We start from the raw sequence: 19525 nt of genomic DNA on the forward strand, positions 1-19525 counted from the left end.
CGAAGGAGGCGTCGATGCCCACCGCTCCCCCCATTGCGCACAAGGCCGGCCCGGACGATCCGCTCGACAGCCGCATCGAATCGGCCGTGGCGCACGTGAGCTATCCGGCCCACCCGCCCGTGCTGATCGAAAGCGCCGAACACAACGGCGCGGCTGCGGACGTGATTGCGGCGCTCCGCCTCCTGCCCGACGAGGCCTACGGCAGCTTTCCCGAAGTGGCCGCCTCCATCACGGCGGCGCGCCGGCTCGGGCGCGGCTTGCGCAGCCCGTCGGGACAATGAACGCACAGGGAGGCTCGCATGAGCGCACCACCACGCAGCACCTCCGCCCGCGGCCGCAAGCGGCACGCACAGACACAGACCGCCAGTGCGCGCCGCTGGTCGAAGACGGTGAACGAAACCAGCGACGCGATGGACATCGAACCTCACGTCTTTCGCGACGGTAGCGCAACGGAGATCGCCAGCGCGCTCAAGCGCGCCGCCGAAGAGAGCCGCCGCCGCAAGGGCACGCCGTTCCAGTCGGCCATGTCGATGCTGAATTTTTACATCAATCGGGCCGGGCGCAATCTGCCCAAAACGCGGCGCGATACCCTGCAACGCGCGAAACGGCAATTGCGCGTGGCTTTCGGGCGCGCGCCCTGAGTGGCCGAGAGGTGGCGCGAGCGGCACGGCATGCCGGGTACGGAACCTGCGCTTCATCAGATCAAAGCCGGACCCGGCGCGCCTGCGCACCCAGTGCACCCCGCGCGCGCCGACACCGGCAGCGAACCTGAACCAAACCTGAACAAAATGCGAAGGCCAAAGGCGGGGCTTGCGCCGCGCCTGGCGGGTATAGACGTATGGCTACAGTATTGCTCGTGGACGACGACCCCAACGCGCTGGATGCGCTGAAAGAACTGGTGCGTCAGGAAGGTTACCGGGTCACCACCGCCGCGGATGGGCGCGACGCGCTGCGCTGCGCGCTCGCCGACCCACCGGATGTCGTGATTTCGGACTGCATGATGCCCCGCATGGACGGGCTCGCGCTCGTGCGCGCGATGCGCCGCAACCGGATGCTGGCTCACGTGCCGCTCGTGCTCGTCTCCGCGATGGTCACGCCGCCCGTCGACGCCAACGTCGTGGGCTTCCTGCGCAAGCCCTTCGCGATCGCCCAGTTACTGGACATTCTGCACCGCGTGCACGCACCTTAGGGTCGAACCCGGCACACATCCTCAGCAACCCGCTTTGGCTCTCGCCAACTATTTCGACATCCTTATTATTTTCATATCGACCCCATGTAACCGCACGTTTCAAGGAGAACGACGATGACCCCGACGAACGTCTATGCAGGCCGCTCGCACGACGAGCGCGTGGCGCGGCGCAACCGCGAAATCCAGCGTGCCCAGGAGCCGCCGGGCGGCGAGATGGCTGTCTACGGCACCGAGCCGGACCGCGACCATAGCTGCGGCGAGCTTTCGCCGCGCGGCAAAGCCGTGTGGCGCCGCGGCGCGGGACTAGACGGCGGCGGCAAGGCCGATTGAGGTCGAGTGAGGTCGAACCTGCCGGACAGCGCCATCGACAGGTATGCCCCATGCGCACGCAAAGGCATGACAGGCAACCCACGCGGTGCGCGCACCTGCGCCGCATCTTCATAAGGAGTCCATCATGCCTCACTCGGTTCCCTCCTCCGGGCTTCGTACCCCCGATGGCCGCGGCGCCCGCATCGTCGGGCACAGCCGCGACGACTCGATTGGCCCCGGTCCCTACGTCATGGCCGCGAGCACGCTAGGCAGCGATCGCGTGTTGAGCGTGGACGGCGATGAAATCGGCAAGGTCAAGGAGATCATGATCGACGTGCAAAGCGGCCGCATTGCCTACCTGGTGATGTCGAGCGGCGGCTTTCTCGGCATGGGCGACAAGCTGCTGGCGATTCCCTGGAACGCCCTCGCGCTCGACACGAGCCGCAAGTGCTTCGTCCTTGCGCTGCCGGCCGATCAGGTGCAGAACGCCCCGGGCTTCGACAAGGATCACTGGCCTTCGATGGCGGACCGTACCTGGGCCAGCTCCGTGCACCAGTTCTACGGGCGCGAGCCGTACTGGAGCATCCAGACGGCGCTACCCGGCGAGCCCGCGCGCCGCGAACCGCCGGAAGCAGGCGGCGTGAAGCTTTAGGAACAAGCCCGCGGCGGCCGATGCCTTCGCTCACATCCCCGCCAGCCTGCGCCGCATGGTTTCGGTGATACGCTGCCGCGCTTCGCCATAGCCCGCCCACGGATCGTCGCGCAACGCATCGAGCCGCTCATGCAGGTTCGCAACGGTCCATTGCGCGCCACCCGTTGTGCTTTCGAGTTCGTCCCAGCCTATCGGCACGGACACGCCCATTCCCGGCCGCGCGCGCGGCGCATACGCCGCCGCGGTGCTTGCGCCTCGGCCGTTGCGCAGGTAGTCGACAAAGATCTTCCGCTTGCGGTTCTGCGGGCCCATCTTCGCGCTGTACCGGTCGGGCAGCGTGGCGGCCATATGGGCGGCCACGGCCTGGGCGAACGACTTCGCCTCGTCCCAGCTCGCGCGGCGCGCGAGCGGCACCACCACGTGCAGCCCCTTGCCCCCGCTCGTTTTGCACCAGGCCGCCAGACCCAGTTCCTCCAGCAGATCGTGCGTGAGACGCGCGGCCTCGATCATGCGGTCCCAGCCTAGCGCCGGATCGGGGTCGAGATCGAACACGATGCGATCGGGCTTCTCGATGTTGTCCACCGTCGCATTCCAGGTGTGCAACTCGATCGTGTCCATCTGCGCTGCGCCGATCAGGCCCGCGAGGTCGTCGAGCGTAAGGAGCGGCTCGTGACCCGGGTCGAGTCCGGCATGCTGCACGGCGTGCGGAATCTGCAGCCGGGTAGCGTGCTTCTGGAAGAACAACTCGCCGCCGATGCCATCCGGCGCGCGTGCGAGCGCAACAGGGCGCCGGCGCAATTGCGGCAGCAGCCACGGCGCGACCGCTTCGAAGTAGCGCACGAGGTCGATCTTGCGCGTGCCGGTGCTCTCGTCGATCACGCGGTCGGGATGCGTGATGCGGATGCCTGCTACTTCGGCATCCTTATCACTTCCACGCTTTGCTGAACGGTTCGCGCTGCGCGATCCGGCCGCGGCCGTCTTCGCTGGCGCGGAGCCCTTTCCCGGCGCTACGCCGTTTGTTTCTCTCGATGCCTGTGATTCGCGCACGATCTCCTCCGCCGGTTTGTCGCGGCGCAGCCCGGCAAAGGACGCCTGGCGCACGAGTCCATCGCTCGTCCACGACTTGAAGTTCACTTCGGCAACCAGATCGGGCCGTACCCAATGCACGCGCCCTTTTCCCGGCCCTCTTCCCTGCCCTATTTCCACTTCGCACGGCACCCGCGCAAACGCCGCCGTCTTGCGTTCGCGCCGGGCCAGTTCGCCTGCGAGCGATTTCAGCAGCCGCTCGTTGAAGCCCGTGCCCACGCGGCCTGCATAGCGCAGCGTGCCGCCTTCGTACACGCCGAGCAGCAATGCGCCAAAACCCACGCGGCTGCCCTCTGGATCCGTATAGCCGCCGATCACGAACTCCTGGCGGCGCACGCAGCGCAGCTTGAGCCACGCCGTGCTGCGCGTGGACGTGTAAAGACTGTCGCGCCGTTTCGCCACAAGTCCTTCCAGACCCGCTTCGCATGCGGCTTCCAGCAACGCACCCGGATCGCCTTCGACTTCGGCGGAAAACCGCAGGGCGTCGGGGTCGGCGTGTTCGAGCAGCGCGGCCAGACGCGCCCGGCGCGCTTCGAGCGGCACGCCGCGCAGATCCTCGCCGTCGAGCCAGGGCACGTCGAACAGATAGAACACGATATCGTCCGCGCGGCCCGCATCGAAGGCGTTCTGCAACGCCTGAAAACTCGGCACGCCGTGGGCGCCCAGCACCACGGCTTCGCCGTCGAGCCACGCCGATTCCACCGCGAGCGCGCCCAGCGCCTTCGCGGCGCGGCTGAACTTCGCAGTCCAGTCGTGGCCCGCGCGCGTCACAATGCGCACCGAGGTCCTGCCTGCACGGCGCTCGATACGCGAAAGCACGCGATAGCCGTCGAATTTCAGTTCGTAAAGCCAACCATCGGTTCCCGGCGGCGCAGTAGCCGCTGTCGCCAGCTCGGGCGCCATCGTCTCGGGCAACGGCGTACGCACCGCATTGACTTTCTTCTTAGGCGTCTTCTTCGCCGGCTGCGCCTCGCCATTGCGCGCTTCGGTGTCGCGCTCCTTGATGAGCAGCCACTGCTCCTGCTTCCCGCCGTCCATCCGGCTGCGCACGAGCGCCCAGCCGCCATGCAGCTTTTCGCCGTTCAGCGTGAACTTGAGCTTGCCGGCTTTAAGTCCTTCGCGCGCGCCGCGCAGGCCGCCTTCGGGCTGCCACGTGCCATGATCCCAGATCTCGACCGTCCCCGCGCCATAGTTCCCTTCGGGGATGCGGCCTTCGAACGACCCGTATTCCAGCGGATGATCCTCCACGTGCACGGCGAGCCGCTTGACCGCCGGGTCGAGGCTCGGCCCCTTGGGGACGGCCCAGGACAGGAGCACGCCGTCCAGCTCCAGGCGGAAGTCGTAGTGCAGCCGCCGGGCGTCGTGGCGCTGGACCACGAAGTGCAGCGCCGCGGCACCGCGCCTCGCACGCGCACCGCGCGGTTCCGGCGTTGCGTCGAAACGACGCTTCTCCCGGTAGCGAACCAGCGGCTCATTCATTCACAGCCTCCTGCGGCGGCTCATGTGACAACTCAAGCACCGGCTCAAGCAGCACGCTTGCCGCGTTTCTGGGCGGGTTTGGCGGCGGCCTCTTCACTGCCCCCGCCCCGCTTGCCGCCCCCGCCGCCCCCGCCGCCCCCGCCGCCCTCGCCACTCCCGCCGCCACCCGAACCGCGCCGCCCGAGGCTGCGCTTGAGCAGTTCGGAAAGATCGACGATCTCGGCGCTGCGCCGCGGTGCCTCGGCCGCCGGCACCGTATCGACTTCATGCGCCTTGCCCTCGCGTATCTTGCGATCGACGAGCTTCATGATCTCGTCGTGGAAGGTGTCGCGGTAGTCGTCGGGCCGCCACGGCTCGCTCATGTCGTCGATCAGCTTGCGCGCCATTTCCAGTTCGCGCGCGCTCACGCCGGCCGCCTTCGCCGCGCGCGGCAGCGATCCCGCTTCGCTCACGCTGCGCACTTCGTCGTTCCAGCGCAGCGTATAGAGCACGAGCACGTCGCCGGCCGGCACGAGCGCGGCGAGATGCTGGCGGCTGTGCATCACGACGTTTGCAATGCCGAGCTTGCCGCTCGCCGCAAGGGCGTCGCGCAGCAGCGCATAGGGCCGCTCGCCGCGCTTGTCCGGCGCGAGCCAGTAGGGCGTGTCCAGATAGAGGAACGACACCTGAGGCGCCTCGACGAAGGCGAGGATATCGACCGTCTGGGTCGCCTCGGGGCTCGCCGCCGCGATTTCCTCGTCGGAGACCACCACGTAATGCCCTTTCTCGTACTCGTAGCCGCGCACGATGTCCTTGCGCGGGACATCCTTGCCGGTGCGCTTGTTGATCTGCCGATAGCCCACCGGATCGAACGTGCGCCGGTCCAGCAGATTGAATCCCGTATGCGCGGGACGCGTGGCGGGATACAGCTCGACCGGCACATAGACGAGCCCGAAACTGATGGCACCTCTCCATATCGCGCGCAACATGATCGCCTCTCCTTCAAGGAAGCGCACCCCGGGGGCGTCACGTCACCGAAGCAAGCGCGATGCCCGGTAAATCATCCGTAACAAAACTGTCTTGATTCTGAAGTAAAGTCAAACCCATTTGCCGCACACAGAACATGCTCGCCCCATTACTCGCCGCATTCTACGAAACAGTTCGACAAGGCAGCGTCACCGCTGCCGCGCGGCGGCTGGAGGTCAGCCAACCCACCGTCACCGCGCGCATCCAGCAGCTCGAAAGGCAGTACGGCGTGGAGCTCTTCCACCGGCGCGGCAGCCGGCTCGACCTCACGCAGACCGGTGCGGCGCTCATGCCGCTCATCGACCGGATGATGCAGACCGAAAACGATATCGACTTCGCGCTGCGCAACGAGCGCGAGTTGTATGCGGGCAGTTTCCGGCTCGGCACCACGGGTCCTTACTATATTCTTCCCACCGTTGCCGCGTTTCGGCGCCGCTATCCGAATGTGCAGATCGGCATCGAGGTGGGCAACTCGCAGGCCGTGCTCGACGCGCTGGTGGAATTTCGCGTCGATGTCGCGGTCTCCTCGAATCGCGTGGACGACCCGCACCTGGCCTGCCACCGCATTGCGGGCGACCCGCTGGTGCTCGTGCTCGAGCCGGACCACCCGCTCGCCGGCCGGCACCATGTCGATCTGAATGTCCTCGCCAGCGAAACCCTGCTGCTGCGCGAGCCCGGCTCGCGCACGCGCGACGCCACCGAAGCCTCGCTCAAGCGGCGCGGCGTGACGCCCGCCGCGCTCATCGAGATCGGCAGCCGCGAAGCGATCTGCGAAGCCATACGCCACGGTCTCGGCGTTGCGCTCATGCCGGTGGGCGAAGTGCCGCGCGGCGCCTCCCTCACCTCGGTGCCCATCGCGCCGGACGGCCCCGTGGTTCACGAATATCTCTACCATCTGCGCAGCCGCTCGAGCGCCCGTCTCATCACGGCGTTCATGGCCACACTCGAAGAAACCATCGCCCTCCCCAAAAAAAACGGCTGATACGCCTATCGGTAATCTTTCGTAAAACGAAATACCGGCGTCTTGCCTCATCCCTACTATCTCCTGTAATTCGCCGGACAGGCCGGCGAAATCCGGCAGGGGACCATCAATGACAAGACAGGCAGCCGTGCAGGCCGCTTGCGGCCTCGCGCTCGTCGCCATACTCGGCGGCTGCGGCGGGGAATCGACGCAACCTTCAGCCAGCGCGCACAGTTCGGGCGCTGCCAGCAGCGCATCGGGTGCGAGCGCACCCGCCGGCGCATCGAATGCCACGGGCGGTTCGTCGAACAACCAGACGAGCACCACGCCCGTCAACAAGATGCTCGTGATCGAGCTCGACGGCGTGACCTACAGCGCGCTCACCGCGGGCATCTCCGCGGGCAAGCTGCCCAATCTCGCAAAGCTCACGTTCGCGCCCGCCTATAGCGGCGGCGTGAACAGCACGCTCAGCCAGCAGCCCAATCTCGACACGCCGGGCTGGGCCACTCTCGTCACCGGCACGTGGGCCGACCGCCACCAGATCAACTCGGACGCGCCGAACCAGGCGCTGCACGCGCCCACCGTGTTCTCGATGCTCAAGTCCGCCGGCGCGGGCAAGCTGGGCGCGGCCGTGGATTCCGCAGGCTTTGCCGCGATCCTCGCGCCCGACCAGAACGCGGGCAACCTCGACAGCGTGACGGGCTGCGCCTCGGTGGATAGCTGCGTGACGAACCAGAGCACGAGCCTGATCAACAGCGGCTACTCGCTCGTGCTCGCGCAATACCATTCGGCGCAGGATGCTGCGCTCAACTGGGGCCTCAATTCGTCGAACTACTCGAACACGCTCGCGCAGCTCGACAGCGCCGTGGGCACGCTCGTAAACGCCACCGCGCAGCGCAACGGCGAACGCTGGCTCGTGCTCGTGACCGCCAGCCACGGGCTGAACGCCGCGGGCGGCACCGACGGCTTGCCGCTCGCCCCCGAATCGACGAGCTTCATCGGCATCAACCAGCAGGCCAACGGGCGCCTCTCGAATCCCGCGGCACCCACCTCGCTCGCCGACCTCTATACGCGCGCGAGCATCGCCGACCTCGCACCCACGCTGCTCGCCTACCAGAACGCCCTGCCCGCAGCGGCTTCGTATGCGCTCGACGGCGGCGAGCTGATCGGCCAGCAGCCCGTGTCGCAACTCATCGGCATGACGGGCAGCAACAACACCAGCACCGTGCTCACCTGGAGCGCGCCTTCCACGGGCGCCATCGCGGTGCTGCGCAACGGCCAGCAGATCGCCTCGCTGCCGGCCGGCACGTCCACCTACACGGACAGCCAGCTCGGCGTGAGCACCACCGGCGCCTATACGTTCAACTACGCCGTGGCCGCGGGCAGCGCGCCCATCGCCTCGCTCGTGCAGGTGCAGTACGTCGCGCCGCCGCCTCCCCCGCCCCCTCCGCCGCCGCTGGCGACGACGCTCGCGAACGGCCTCTCCACCTACTATCCGTTCGGCGCGCTGCCCGCCATCGACAAGATGAGCGCGAGCACGCTGGGCCCGTGGGCCGCGGACGCGAACGGCGGCTCGCTCACGCCCGATCCGTTCGGCGGCCAGGGCCTGAAGGTCGATACGAGCATTGTCGATACCAACGGCTTCGACGGCTACAAGCTCGCGCAGAACAACGACGTGACGAAGCAGCCGCAGTTCACGCTGGGTTTCTGGTTCATGACCTCGTGCCAGAACCTCACGGGCAACGGCACGCCGGTGTTCTCGAACAAGAACTACTACACGGGCGGCAACCCCGGCATTGCAATCGGCCTGTTCCCGGGCTCGACCACGAGCTGCAACCTGCGCTTCAACATTGGTGACGGCAGCACGCGCAACGACATGAACGGCGCGACCGTGAGCGCGAACAAGTGGGTCTACGTGGCGCTCACGATCGACACGGTGGGCAAGACCATGACGGGCTACGTGTTCGATCCGACGCTGGGCGAGGAGAAGTACACGGCCTCGGTCACGGTGAACGTGGCGAAGCTGCCGGGGCTGGGCGTATTCGGCCTCAACGAGGACGGCACCGGCCAGTACTACATGAACGCGTGCAACGACAAGGCGCCCTACACGGCCGGCGAGTGCGCGGCCACGCCGCCGGACGTGCAGTCGTTCAGCGACCTCGCGCTGTGGAACCGCACCGTTACCGAGAGCGAACTGCAGTCGGTCTTCGGATCGGGCAAGCCCCTCTCCACGCTCCTGCCATGAGAAACACCGCCATGAATCGACCTGTTCATCACGAAGCGAACGGCCTGCGCGCCGCCGGCGGCGCGCTCCTGGCGAGCCTGCTGTGCGCGCTGCTCGCGGCCTGCGGCGACGGCTCGAACAACAACGCCGGCAGCACCTCGGGAGGCACCGCCGCGGTCGCGAACACGGCCCCCGCCGGGGCGGGCGGCGCGAGCGCGCCGGTCGCCATCGTCGCCGCGCCCACCTCGGGGGCCTGCGCCGCGTCCGGCACGGTCGCCACCCAGCCGCCGCTCCTCAACACGCAGCTCAACTGCGCGCCCTGAGCAGCCAACCTGTTGCGCGCGCACCGGTATGGCACTCGCGCCGTGCCGGCGCGCGCCCGAACAACGCATAAAGAAACACCCGCCCATCATGACTTCAATGGATCGCCGCAACTTCCTGCGTGCCGCCGCGGCCGGCGCGACGCTCAGCATGTTCCCGCCCGCGATCCGGCGTGCGCTCGCGATTCCCGCGAACAACACGACCGGCACGATCAACGACGTGCAGCACGTCGTGATCTTCATGCAGGAAAACCGCTCGTTCGACCACTACTTCGGCACGCTGCCCGGCGTGCGCGGCTTCGCCGACCGCTTCACGATCCCGCAGCCGGGCAGCGCGAACGTCTGGCAGCAAAGCGACGGCAGCCGCACCGTGCTGCCGTTCTATCTGGACAGCACCAAGGGCAATGCGCTGCTCGCGGGCGGCGCGCACTCGTGGACCGATGCGCACAGCGCCTGGGACAACGGCCGCATGACGCAGTGGCCGAAATCGAAGGGCGATGTTTCGATGGGCTATCTGCAGAACCCGGACCTGCCCTTTCACTTCGCGCTCGCCAACGCCTTCACGATCTGCGACGCGTATCACTGCTCGCTGCACGGCGGCACCAACTCGAACCGCATTTTCATGTGGACCGGCACGAACGGCCCCACCGGCTCGAACTACGCCGTGGTGAACAACGACGGCTGGGACGGCCTGGGCGCCTCGGCCACGGGCCTCACGTGGACCACCTATGCGGAGCGCCTGCAAGCAGCCGGCGTGAGCTGGAAGGTCTACGAGAACCAGCCCGATAACTACACCGACAATCCGCTCGCGGGCTTCGCCACCTTCCGCAAGGTCAACGAGACCATTCCCGGTTCGCCGAACGCGCCTTATACGCCGGCCATGGAAGCGCTCTCGCCGCTCTACAAGGGCATCGGCAACACCATGCCCGACGGCGGCTTTCTGCAGGCGCTCGCCGACGATATCGCGGCCGGGCAACTGCCGCAGGTGAGCTGGATCGTCTCGCCGCAGGCCTACTGCGAGCACCCCGGCGCCTCCACGCCAGGCCAGGGCGCGTACTACCTGCAACTGCTGCTCGACACCCTCACGGCCAACCCGGACGTGTGGAGCAAGACCGTGCTCATTGTGAACTACGACGAGAACGACTGCTTCTTCGACCACATGCCGCCGCCCGACGCACCCTCGCCCAACGGCGACGGCACGTATGCCGGCAAATCGACGGTCACGACGCAATACGAATACTTCACGGTGCCGAACCCGCCCGGCGACTCGTCGCCGCTGCCGCCCGACGGCCAGCCCTACGGCCCCGGCCCGCGCGTGCCGATGTTCGTGGTCTCGCCGTGGAGCACGGGCGGCTTCGTGAACTCGCAGGTCTTCGATCACACCTCGGTGCTGCGCTTTCTCGAACAGCGCTTTGGCGTGCTCGAACCGAACATCAGCCCGTGGCGGCGCACCGTGTTCGGCGACCTGACCTCGTGCTTTAACTTCAGCACCCCGAACGACACGCCGGTCGGCACCATGCCCGCGCCGACCAAAGCCGCCGCCGACGCGCAGAACGCACAGCAGGGCGCGCTCGCCGCGGTGCCGGTGCCTTCGGTCGCGAGCCAGTCCATGCCGCAGCAGGCGCTGCTGGCGCGCCCCTCGCGCGCGCTGCCCTATCAGCTCCATACGAGTGCGAACGTGGATGCGCACAACGGCAACGTGTGGCTCGTGTTCAGCAACACGGGCAGCGTGGGCGCCGTGTTCCACGTGTACGACAAGCTGCATCTCGACCTGCCGCCGCGCCGCTACACGGTGGAGGCAGGCAAGGAACTCTCGGACATCTGGACGCCCACCACCGCCGATGCCGGCGCGTACACCCTCTGGGTGCTCGGTCCGAACGGCTTTCACCGCGAGTTCACGGGCAACGTCACGGCGGCTGCGGGCGGCCCGAATCCCGAGGTGCGCGTGTGCTACGACACGGCCAACGACGCGGTCTATCTGACCATCATGAACACCGGCGCGAGCGCCAGCAACACGACTGTCACATCGAACGCGTATCGTGCGGACGGCCCGTGGACGTATACGGTCCCGGCCGGCATGCAGGTCGAACCCTACTGGTCGCTCACGGGGTCGAGCGGCTGGTACGACTTCACGCTCTCGGCGGAGAACGGCGTTACCCGCCGCTTCGCGGGGCGCGTGGAAACGGGCAAGGACAGCGTCAGCGACCCCGCAATGGGCACCACAGCCTGAACAGGCGGGTCGTTGCGAAAGCAACGTCCGGGTGTCGCCGGGGCAAGGTCAGCCTCGTGGAAAACCGATTCACCGGCCCCGTATCCGCGCAAAGGCCCAGGCCGTGCGCGCGGATACGAGGCCGTGATGTCCACATGCTTGTGCGGGGATGCAACGAAGCATGACACCAACAACCAACACCTACCTTAAACAGATGAACAAGCTACGACTTTCCGGTATCGCCCTCGCGCTCGTCGGCGCGAGTTCGGGCGCCCACGCCGCGGACAGCGTCACGCTCTACGGCGTCATCGACACTTCCCTCCAGTACGTGAACCACGCGAACTCCGGGGGCGACCACCGCTGGGGCATGCAGGACGGCAACCTCTCGGGCAGCCGCTGGGGCCTCAAGGGCTCCGAAGATCTGGGCGGCGGCCTGAAGGCGATCTTCCAGCTCGAGAACGGTTTCAACCCGAACACGGGCGCCTTCCACCAGGGCGGCAAGATGTTCGGCCGCCAGGCGTTCGTGGGCCTCTCGGGCGACCAGTGGGGTACGGTCACGCTGGGCCGCCAGTACGACCCGCTCGTCGACATGGTCCAGCCGCTCACGGCCGACAACTATTTCAGCAGCATGTTCGCCACGCCGGGCGACGTCGATAACAACGACAACAGCTCGCGCACGAGCAACGCCGTGAAGTACGTCTCGCCGGTGCTCTCGGGCTTCCAGTTCGAAGGTCTCTACGCCCTCGGCGGCGTGGCGGGCCAGACGGGCTCGGGCCAGACGTGGTCGGGCGCGGCCACCTACTCGATCGGCTCGTTCAGCGCCGCCGCGGGCTACTTCTACGCGGCCAACGCGGCGTCGGCGACGAAGCGCACGGGCTGGAGCGGCACCTCGGACGGCACGTTCGACGGCAACTTCGATCCGGACACGCCGCTCAACAACGGCTACGTCACGGCGAAGTCCATCGGCATCGCCTCGGTGGCCGCGCAATACGTGTTCGGCCCGTTCACGGCCAACCTGCGCTACAGCAACGCGCAGTACCGTCCGGACGCGGAATCGGCGTTCTTCAACACCGAGCGCTACAACGTGGGCGGCGCCTACCTCGGCTACCAGGCCACGCCTGCGCTGCTGCTGGGTCTCGGCTACGTCTACACGAAGTCGAGCGGCGACACGTCGGCGACCTACAACCAGGTTTCGCTGGGCGCGGACTACTCGCTTTCGAAGCGCACCGATGTCTACTTGATGGGCGCATGGCAGCACGCCAGCGGCGAACAGGGCAACGGCAAGGGCGGCGCGGTGCAGGCCGAAGCGTCGGTCGGCTCGTATGGCTACTCGTCGGCGTACACGGTGCAGGACATCGTGACCGTGGGCATCCGCCACAAGTTCTGATCGCTTGCCGCACGGCAGGACAGAACGGCCGCGCAGCGATGCGCGGCCGTTCTTCTTTTTGCCCCACGGTTTGCACGGTGGTTTGCACCGCGCAACGACACTAGCGCCGCCTTGCGATACCCATGACGAGCGTGACGAGGAAGATCACGAGGAAGATGTAGAACAGGATCTTCGCGATGGCGGCCGCGCCCGCCGCAATGCCGCCGAAGCCGAACACGGCGGCGACGATCGCGATGATGAAGAAGATGATCGCGTACTGAAGCATGACGTCCTCCAGTCCCCGTTATGGCGGGGCAAATGTGAGCGCCTTTCGGGCGGCGTTGCGTTCGACGGGGCCGGACAATCCGGCCCCAACCCCGCGCCTGGCGCTTTTTTCACGCTTTTTTCCCGCTTCTTTCCTCGAGCGACTGCCTTGTGTCTGCCCTGTGGGATACTCGCGCCCGGCACGTGTCAACACAGTGAGCAAACCGGATGCCCGGCCCCGCGTTCGGCGTGGCGCCCGTAGTACCGGTGCCCGCGCCACGCCAGCGCCTTGGGTCGCGCAAGCGATGTGCCACGAACGGCCGTTCTTGACGTATTGATCGGTATCGGCAGGCAAATCGCTTCGCATCACACCTGTTCGGCAGGCGGATGCCAGCCGTTGTGCCTGAACGACGTCGAGAAGAACAGCACCTGATAGCGAATCGCATTGGACCAGTAGGCCCACGTATGGCCGCCCGGCCGCTCCGCATAGTCGTGCGGTATGCCGAGCGCGATGAGCCGTTCGTGCAGCACCCGGTTCGACTTCACGAAGTAGTCGCTCACGCCGCAATCGATCGTTAGGTCGATATGGGCCTGTTCGAATTGGCGTGCACTGGTAATGATCGCGTTGCGGGTCCAGAACGCCGCGTGCCGCGCGGGGTTGCCGAACACGCGGTCGATGCCGGGCTCGTCTTCGCAGGCGCGCGGGTCCACGGCCCCGCTCATGCTGCCCGCCGCGCCGAAGGTGCCGGGCTTGTCGAGCGCGATGCGCAGCGCGCCGAAGCCGCCCATGCTGAGCCCCGTGATCGCGCGGGCCTCCTTCGTCGCCAAGGTCCGGAAGTGGGCGTCCACCCAGCTCACCACCTCGGCGCCGATGTAGGTTTCGTAGCGGCTCTGCGAATCGAAGGGGCTGTCGATGTACCAGCTCTCGTGGCCGCCATCCGGCATCACCAGTATCACGTGATAGCGGTCGGCCAGCCGGGCAATGGGGGAATTCGCGGTCCAGTCCGTATGGTCGCCGCCCGAGCCGTGCAGGACGTAGATCACGGGAAAGCGCTGGGCGGGGTCGCCGCGCCCGTAGTCGTCGGGCAAGACCACCGTGGCCTTGAAGGTTTGCCGCATGGCGGCACTGGGAATGCTCACGACCTGCGACTGGAAAGCCCAGACAGGTCCGGCAAAGAGCAACGTCGAAACGAACCAGAGTGCAAGCCGAAGTGCGCGGGCCGTGTTCATGAGGGGTCGCTCTTGTTGTAGTGGCACCTTGCGGCGGCCAGTGAAACGCTCTGGCCGACTCTAGCAACGGGCACTTACAGTCAAATTTCAGCCAACCCTACGAACCGCAAGGAAAGCGCGCTGTCCCTCCCGGCGATCAGCGCGCAACCGGCACAATCACAAGCCGAGGCAAACTCAGAACTGCTCGATCCAGGTTGCAAGCCTGTCGGCCGGGAAGTCCGACTTCGGATGAGCAGGCTGGAACGCGACGGCCTCGCCTTTGCGCGAGGCGCCCAGCGCGAAGCCATTCACGTCCAGCCAGAGCAGGCTCGCGAGCCACACGGCGTGGCGGATCGACACGGCCTTGCCCGCCGGTTCCCCGAGGTATTCGACCAGTGCGGCACGCTCGTCCACCGCGAAGCCATCGTCTTCGCGCCGGACGGGAACGCCCGCCGCCTCGAGCGTCTCGGCCATGGCCGCCACCGCATCGGCCACGCTGGAACTAAAGCGCCGGTTGCGCAGCGCCGTGAAGTTCTCCGCCACCATATGGGCAAACGTTCCGCTGCGCTGGCTCTCCGCCGCGACCACATCGGAGTAGTCCACCAGCAGCCAGTCCGGCTCCGGACACTGCACCTCGGCAAGCGCGGCCGCGGCGAGGTAGGTTTCCACCGGCTGGAAACGCTCCGGGCCAACGAGCGCGGCAGCGAGCATGCGGACCTGACCGATGCGCGTGGCGAGCATCTGCTTGTGCAGCACGCCCAGTTTCTCGCGCACCAGTTGGTCGCGCTCCTTGCGTAGCTCGGAGAGTTCCAGCGCCTGCTTCAGCTCCATGCGCAGCGCCGTAATGTCCCACGGCTTTTTGATGTAGCGGTGGATATGGCCGAGATTGATGGCCGCAACGGTCTGGTCGATCTCCGAATACGCAGTGGTCAATATCCGCACGATATGCGGGTAGCGCTCGCTCGCATAACGCAGCAACTCGTTGCCGAACTCGCCCGGCATGCGCTGATCGGAAACCAGCACCCCCACCCGGTCGCCATGCGCGTCCAGGAGCGCCTTGCCCTCTTCCACCGAGCCGCCGGTAAAGACGGGCGCCAGGCTCCCGATGGCCCGCTGGAAATACTTCACAGCGGTGGCCTCGTCATCAACGAAGATAATCGCCGGTGACGACTCCTCTTTGGCTTTCACTTCGTTCATCAAGAACTCCTGAGCGATTGACTTCTGGTATTAGAAAATTCCAGCACTACGGTGGTGCCGGCTCCCAATGTGGATTCGATATGCAGCGCGCCGCGGCAAGACTGCATGACGCGGTTGCACAGCATCAGCCCCAACCCGTTTCCGCCCGATTCCGCGTAGGTGGTCACCGGGTCTTTCAACAGGTGGGCGCGGATTTCGGGCGCAATGCCCGGGCCGTTGTCGCTAACGGTAATGCGGGGCTGGGGCTGCGCCACCACGGTAAAGCGCACCGCTGGCGCCGCCGCATCGGCAAGCGCGCGCAAGGCGTTGGACAGGAGCGACGAGAGCACGAGGGCCACGCAATTGGGCTGCGTAGTCACGGCAAAGTCGCCGTGCACTTCGACCTGCACCCACGACCGCTGCGCCGCCGCGAACGGATAGGTATCGAGCAGCGCGGAGATCAGTCCGTGCGCCGTTGCCTCGCTGCGGGCGTCGTCGCCCGCCGCTTTCCGGCGTCCATTGTGAACCGAGCGCCAGAACGACGACACCACGGCCATGCAATACTGCGCGCCCTCGCGCATGGAGCGGGCCGTTCCGGCTATTTCCCGTTGCGATTCGGGCTGCCCCTCGGCGCGATCTTCGATGCTGAGCGCATTCAGCGCGATGGCCGCAAGCGGCGTATTCAGTTCGTGCGCGAGGAAAGCCAGGGTTTCGTCCACGGCTTTCAGGCGATGATCCTGAATGGCGCGCTCCTGGTAGCGCTCGAACGCGAGGCGCAGCGCATCGCGCACCGCGTCCGCCATGAGCGGCTTCTCCAGAATACGGAACACCTCGCCGGTATTGACGGTTCGCAGCAGCACGTCCACGTCCGCGTAAGCCGTGACCATGATGCGCACGATGTGCGGAAACGCCTGCGCCACGTGGCGCAGCAGGTTGCCGCCGTCGCGCCCGGGCATGCGGAAGTCCGTCACCAGCACGGCGATGCGGGCGCTTTCCCGGTCGAGGACGGCAATCGCCTCGTCCGTGCTCGTGGCCACCAGCACCTCGTAGTGCGCCCCGACCATGCGGGCGAAATACTTGCAGGCCAGCTCTTCGTCGTCGACGTAGAGCAGCGTGCGCGGTGTCAGCCTGAGGTCGTTCATCATGTGCCCTCACGTAGCGCGCGACAGATCGAAGCTGAACGCGGCCCAGCTGCCCAGTTCGCTCTCGGCATACAGCAGGCCGCCATGGCGCTCGATCACGGCATAGCTGATCGACAGCCCGAGGCCCAGGCCCTGCCCCACGTCGCGGGTCGTAAAGAACGGTTCGAACACGCGTGCGAGGTGCTCGTCGGCAATGCCTGGCCCGTTGTCGCGCACGGTCACATGCAGCCGCTGCTCCACCCATCCGCCGGTGATGTGGATGGCCGGCCCGGCAGTCCCGGCCTTGCGCATGGCCAGCGCGGCATTGGAGAACAGGTTGATCAGCACGCCGACGATGGCGGCTTCGTCGCCCTGCACCAGCGTATCGGGCGGCAGTTCGCGGACCACGGCCACGCCCCGCAACTCGTGGCCGATCAGCCGGAGCGCCGAATCGAGCGCCCGTTCGAACAGGAACGGCGTTTTGGCCTCCGCTTCGGCGTCGGCCTTGCGATAGGCGAAGGTCTTCAGGTCCGCCACGATGTGCTGGATGCGCTGCATGCCCTGCTTCGCATCGACCAGACACTCCTGCAGCACCGACTCCGCCTTGGCCGCCGGCTCCTCCAGCGCGACCTCGATCGCCATCAGGCAGAAGTTCACCGGGTTGTTGACCTCGTGCAGCAAACCCGCGGAAAGCGTGCCGATGGCCGCCATTTTTTCCTGTTGCAGCAGTTGGCCCTTGATGTCGAGCAGCTTGCGGTTGATCGCCTCGAGTTCGGCGTTCTTCTCGGACACTTCGGCCTTCAGCCGGAACAGCGAGAAGCGGATGCGCTCGTTGAAGAAGGTGTACACGGCACTCGCGGCAGCGGCGAACAGCAGCAGCAAGGCGTTCACGGTCATCGTGCCCGCCGACGCCATCCCGCCGGGATGCAGCAGGCAGGCCGCCAGATAGAGGCCGCAGGACAGCACGCCGAACACCAGGTTCTGCCACAAGCCGAAGGGCAGCGCGATGCCCGAAGCGAAGATGGCGAGGTTCAGCCCCATGAAGTAGGGCGACAGAACACCATCAGTTCTCCAGATCATCCATGAAATCATGATCTGCGGCAGCAGCAGCCAGGACAGCGTGAGCCATGGGGCGAAACGCCGCCCCACCGTGCTGCTCAACAGGATCACGATGCCGCCGATCAGCAGCGAGACGAACAGACGCGCGGCGGTAAACGACGTCAGCAGCTGGGGGTACTGCGCATAATCCAGCCCCACGCCCAGCAGGACGAGCACGATGGCGGTATAGGCGCCGCCACGGCTGAAAGTCACGCGGAAATCGGCCAGTTCAGCTTGATAACCTGTGTGCAGTTGAGCGGTACTCATGAATGGGGTGTCTGCCGACGTTTTATAGGATCGTGGCTTCCGCGAACACATTCACTCCGGTCTCGTCGACATAGAGCTTGTGTTCGGCCGATTGTGCAGGCAGCAGCGCGCGCATGCCGCTCTCGTTCCGGTAGATCAGATACCACTCGAGCAGATGCTCCATGCCGTACTTCTCGGGGTTCGCCGAGTGTACGTTAGTCACCAGCAACTGGCCGCCGGATCGCGTACGCGATGCGAAATAGTTCAGCAGCCGGGCGCAGACCTTGTCCGAGAGGTAATCGAAGAGGCCCGCGCAGTACACCGCGTCGAATTCGCGCAGCGACTCGTCGGGTGTGAGCCGGCGCTTGAGCAGATCATGCACCGACTGGTGCACCATTTCCAGCGAGACCTTGTGCCCGGCCCCGGCGGCGGCCTGTTCGATCGACGCTTCGGTAAAGGCCAGGGTTTCCTCGCTGAAATCGATCAACTGGAACGACAGGAGCTCGGGGTGCGCGTATTCGCGCACGAAGCGCTGAATTTCGAAGGCCGGCCCGCAGCCCACATTGAGTATGCGAAACGGTCTGCCGGCCGCGCGTGCGGCTTCGGCCTGGCGCGTGAGAAAGTCGATCAGCAGGGTGATGCGGTTGCGGTGCGCGGTCGCCACGGCCGCCTGGAGGAAGGCGGTGTTGACGATCTGGAAATAGGTCGTGGGCCCCTGTTGCGGATCGCTCAGGATCTGGTTGACCATTTCATAGTCGCCCGCATAGCCCAGCGGCTTGGTGAAGGTGCGGTAGACAAAGGGCGCGCGCAACAGCAGCGGATGCAACGCCGATTGCGCATAGGCGCGATGGATCGGCGCCAGCTCGGCATCGACGCGCTCAGCTTCCCCCTCGAGCCGGTCGAGGTAAGACTTCACCTTGAGCATGATGGGCGTAGCGAGCTCGTAGAACAGGTCTTCGCGCAGCTTGCCGTCGATCTTCGGCAGGCTCTCCGTCAAATCGACCTGCTCGACCCAGCGCGACACTTCCGAGAGGAACGCGCGCATCTCGTTCACCACGATCTGATAGTCGCGCCGGATATTGAAGCGCGCGTCCCAGTCGCTGATGAAGAGCTCCGCTTCGCGCCCGACCGACTTGGGCTCGCCCGGCAGCACGCTGAGCTCGCGCCACTCGTCGATCAGCGCGAGCGACACCACCGCGGTAAGGCCCGTGTTCACCAGACTGACCACGACCGCCTTGCCCAGATAGGCGTTCTTGCTGCCCATGCGCACGGTCAGGTCGCTCAGGACCTCGCTGACCTGGACGATCGAGTAGGGGTTGTAGATCTCCATCACCAGAGACTTTCTCTGGAGATTGATGATGGTCCCACGCACCTGCTCGCGCTGCGAGTTGCGGAAGCTGACTACCGGATCGATTTGCGTCTGAGAGTACACGGTATAGGAACCTGAGGAATCCGGAAAACGCAGTTGGGTATCGGATGCAGCGCAGTGGCGGGTGACATGCATGCCACATCGAACACGAACTGTAGACGTGGTTCAAAGCCGCGTTGCCATGCCGGCTCCCTACCCTTCGCCCGTGCGGCTCCGACAGTTTTTGAGTGTAACATCAACAG

At 66.2% G+C, this 19525-nt stretch carries 18 protein-coding genes; 10 read left to right on the plus strand and 8 right to left on the minus strand.

Features of this window, described 5'->3' with window-relative positions; all coding sequences use genetic code 11:
* The first annotated feature begins 14 nt into the window (after nucleotides 1-14).
* The 5 genes from BFE01S_RS38090 (at nucleotide 15) to BFE01S_RS09635 (ending at nucleotide 2150) form a co-directional block, all read left to right on the plus strand.
* On the plus strand, nucleotides 15-281 hold the full coding sequence (locus BFE01S_RS38090) for a DUF2795 domain-containing protein (protein ID WP_042337404.1): 267 nt from the start codon (nucleotides 15-17) through the stop codon (nucleotides 279-281).
* Between the two features lie 18 nt (nucleotides 282-299).
* Complete coding sequence (locus BFE01S_RS09620) at nucleotides 300-641, plus strand: DUF3175 domain-containing protein (RefSeq protein WP_028225299.1); 342 nt, start codon at nucleotides 300-302, stop codon at nucleotides 639-641.
* Between the two features lie 197 nt (nucleotides 642-838).
* The gene (locus BFE01S_RS09625; protein ID WP_028225300.1) at nucleotides 839-1189 is read left to right on the plus strand and encodes a response regulator; all 351 of its coding nucleotides are present in this window, start codon (nucleotides 839-841) and stop codon (nucleotides 1187-1189) included.
* Nucleotides 1190-1303: 114 nt separating this feature from the next.
* Complete coding sequence (locus tag BFE01S_RS09630) at nucleotides 1304-1519, plus strand: hypothetical protein (RefSeq protein ID WP_028225301.1); 216 nt, start codon at nucleotides 1304-1306, stop codon at nucleotides 1517-1519.
* Nucleotides 1520-1643: 124 nt separating this feature from the next.
* Nucleotides 1644-2150: a PRC-barrel domain-containing protein gene (locus BFE01S_RS09635; protein WP_042337406.1), complete on the plus strand. Its 507-nt coding sequence runs from the start codon at nucleotides 1644-1646 to the stop codon at nucleotides 2148-2150.
* A gap of 30 nt (nucleotides 2151-2180) precedes the next feature.
* On the opposite strand, the gene ligD is transcribed toward BFE01S_RS09635, so the two are convergent.
* Both ligD and ku read right to left on the minus strand, forming a co-directional pair.
* Complete coding sequence (gene ligD / locus BFE01S_RS09640) at nucleotides 2181-4715, minus strand: DNA ligase D (protein WP_028225303.1); 2535 nt, start codon at nucleotides 4713-4715, stop codon at nucleotides 2181-2183.
* A gap of 44 nt (nucleotides 4716-4759) precedes the next feature.
* Nucleotides 4760-5683 carry a non-homologous end joining protein Ku gene (gene ku / locus BFE01S_RS38095; protein WP_052420840.1) on the minus strand — a complete coding sequence of 308 codons (924 nt, stop codon included), beginning with the start codon at nucleotides 5681-5683 and terminating at the stop codon, nucleotides 4760-4762.
* A 134-nt stretch (nucleotides 5684-5817) separates the two neighbouring features.
* On the opposite strand from ku, the gene BFE01S_RS09650 reads away from it, so the two are divergent.
* From BFE01S_RS09650 to BFE01S_RS09670, 5 genes are all read left to right on the plus strand, one after another.
* On the plus strand, nucleotides 5818-6702 hold the full coding sequence (locus tag BFE01S_RS09650) for a LysR substrate-binding domain-containing protein (RefSeq protein WP_028225304.1): 885 nt from the start codon (nucleotides 5818-5820) through the stop codon (nucleotides 6700-6702).
* A 109-nt stretch (nucleotides 6703-6811) separates the two neighbouring features.
* Nucleotides 6812-8926, plus strand: a complete 2115-nt coding sequence (locus BFE01S_RS09655; RefSeq protein WP_028225305.1) for a LamG-like jellyroll fold domain-containing protein — start codon at nucleotides 6812-6814, stop codon at nucleotides 8924-8926.
* An 11-nt stretch (nucleotides 8927-8937) separates the two neighbouring features.
* Nucleotides 8938-9228, plus strand: coding sequence for a hypothetical protein (locus BFE01S_RS09660; RefSeq protein WP_042337408.1), 291 nt, complete (start codon nucleotides 8938-8940; stop codon nucleotides 9226-9228).
* Between the two features lie 88 nt (nucleotides 9229-9316).
* Entirely contained in the window at nucleotides 9317-11455 is a 2139-nt protein-coding gene (locus BFE01S_RS09665; RefSeq protein ID WP_028225307.1) for a phosphocholine-specific phospholipase C, read from the plus strand.
* Between the two features lie 193 nt (nucleotides 11456-11648).
* Nucleotides 11649-12821: a porin gene (locus tag BFE01S_RS09670; protein ID WP_028225308.1), complete on the plus strand. Its 1173-nt coding sequence runs from the start codon at nucleotides 11649-11651 to the stop codon at nucleotides 12819-12821.
* A 100-nt stretch (nucleotides 12822-12921) separates the two neighbouring features.
* Here the strand turns inward: BFE01S_RS09670 and BFE01S_RS42915 are convergent, their stop codons facing one another.
* The 6 genes from BFE01S_RS42915 to BFE01S_RS09700 all read right to left on the minus strand — a co-directional run bounded on the left by BFE01S_RS42915 (nucleotide 12922) and on the right by BFE01S_RS09700 (nucleotide 19346).
* The gene (locus tag BFE01S_RS42915) at nucleotides 12922-13086 is read right to left on the minus strand and encodes a DUF1328 family protein (RefSeq protein WP_028225309.1); all 165 of its coding nucleotides are present in this window, start codon (nucleotides 13084-13086) and stop codon (nucleotides 12922-12924) included.
* A 344-nt stretch (nucleotides 13087-13430) separates the two neighbouring features.
* The gene (locus BFE01S_RS09680) at nucleotides 13431-14294 is read right to left on the minus strand and encodes an alpha/beta hydrolase (RefSeq protein WP_028225310.1); all 864 of its coding nucleotides are present in this window, start codon (nucleotides 14292-14294) and stop codon (nucleotides 13431-13433) included.
* A 174-nt stretch (nucleotides 14295-14468) separates the two neighbouring features.
* Entirely contained in the window at nucleotides 14469-15470 is a 1002-nt protein-coding gene (locus BFE01S_RS09685) for a response regulator (protein ID WP_028225311.1), read from the minus strand.
* Nucleotides 15470-16591, minus strand: a complete 1122-nt coding sequence (locus BFE01S_RS09690) for a hybrid sensor histidine kinase/response regulator (protein WP_028225312.1) — start codon at nucleotides 16589-16591, stop codon at nucleotides 15470-15472. The genes BFE01S_RS09685 and BFE01S_RS09690 overlap by 1 nt, the downstream gene beginning before the upstream one ends.
* A gap of 9 nt (nucleotides 16592-16600) precedes the next feature.
* Complete coding sequence (locus BFE01S_RS09695; protein WP_028225313.1) at nucleotides 16601-17935, minus strand: sensor histidine kinase; 1335 nt, start codon at nucleotides 17933-17935, stop codon at nucleotides 16601-16603.
* Between the two features lie 22 nt (nucleotides 17936-17957).
* Entirely contained in the window at nucleotides 17958-19346 is a 1389-nt protein-coding gene (locus tag BFE01S_RS09700) for a class I SAM-dependent methyltransferase (RefSeq protein WP_028225314.1), read from the minus strand.
* Nucleotides 19347-19525 lie beyond the last annotated feature (179 nt).

The organism is Paraburkholderia ferrariae NBRC 106233 (genome assembly GCF_000685035.1).
In the GTDB taxonomy this organism is placed as follows: Bacteria; Pseudomonadota; Gammaproteobacteria; order Burkholderiales; family Burkholderiaceae; genus Paraburkholderia; species Paraburkholderia ferrariae.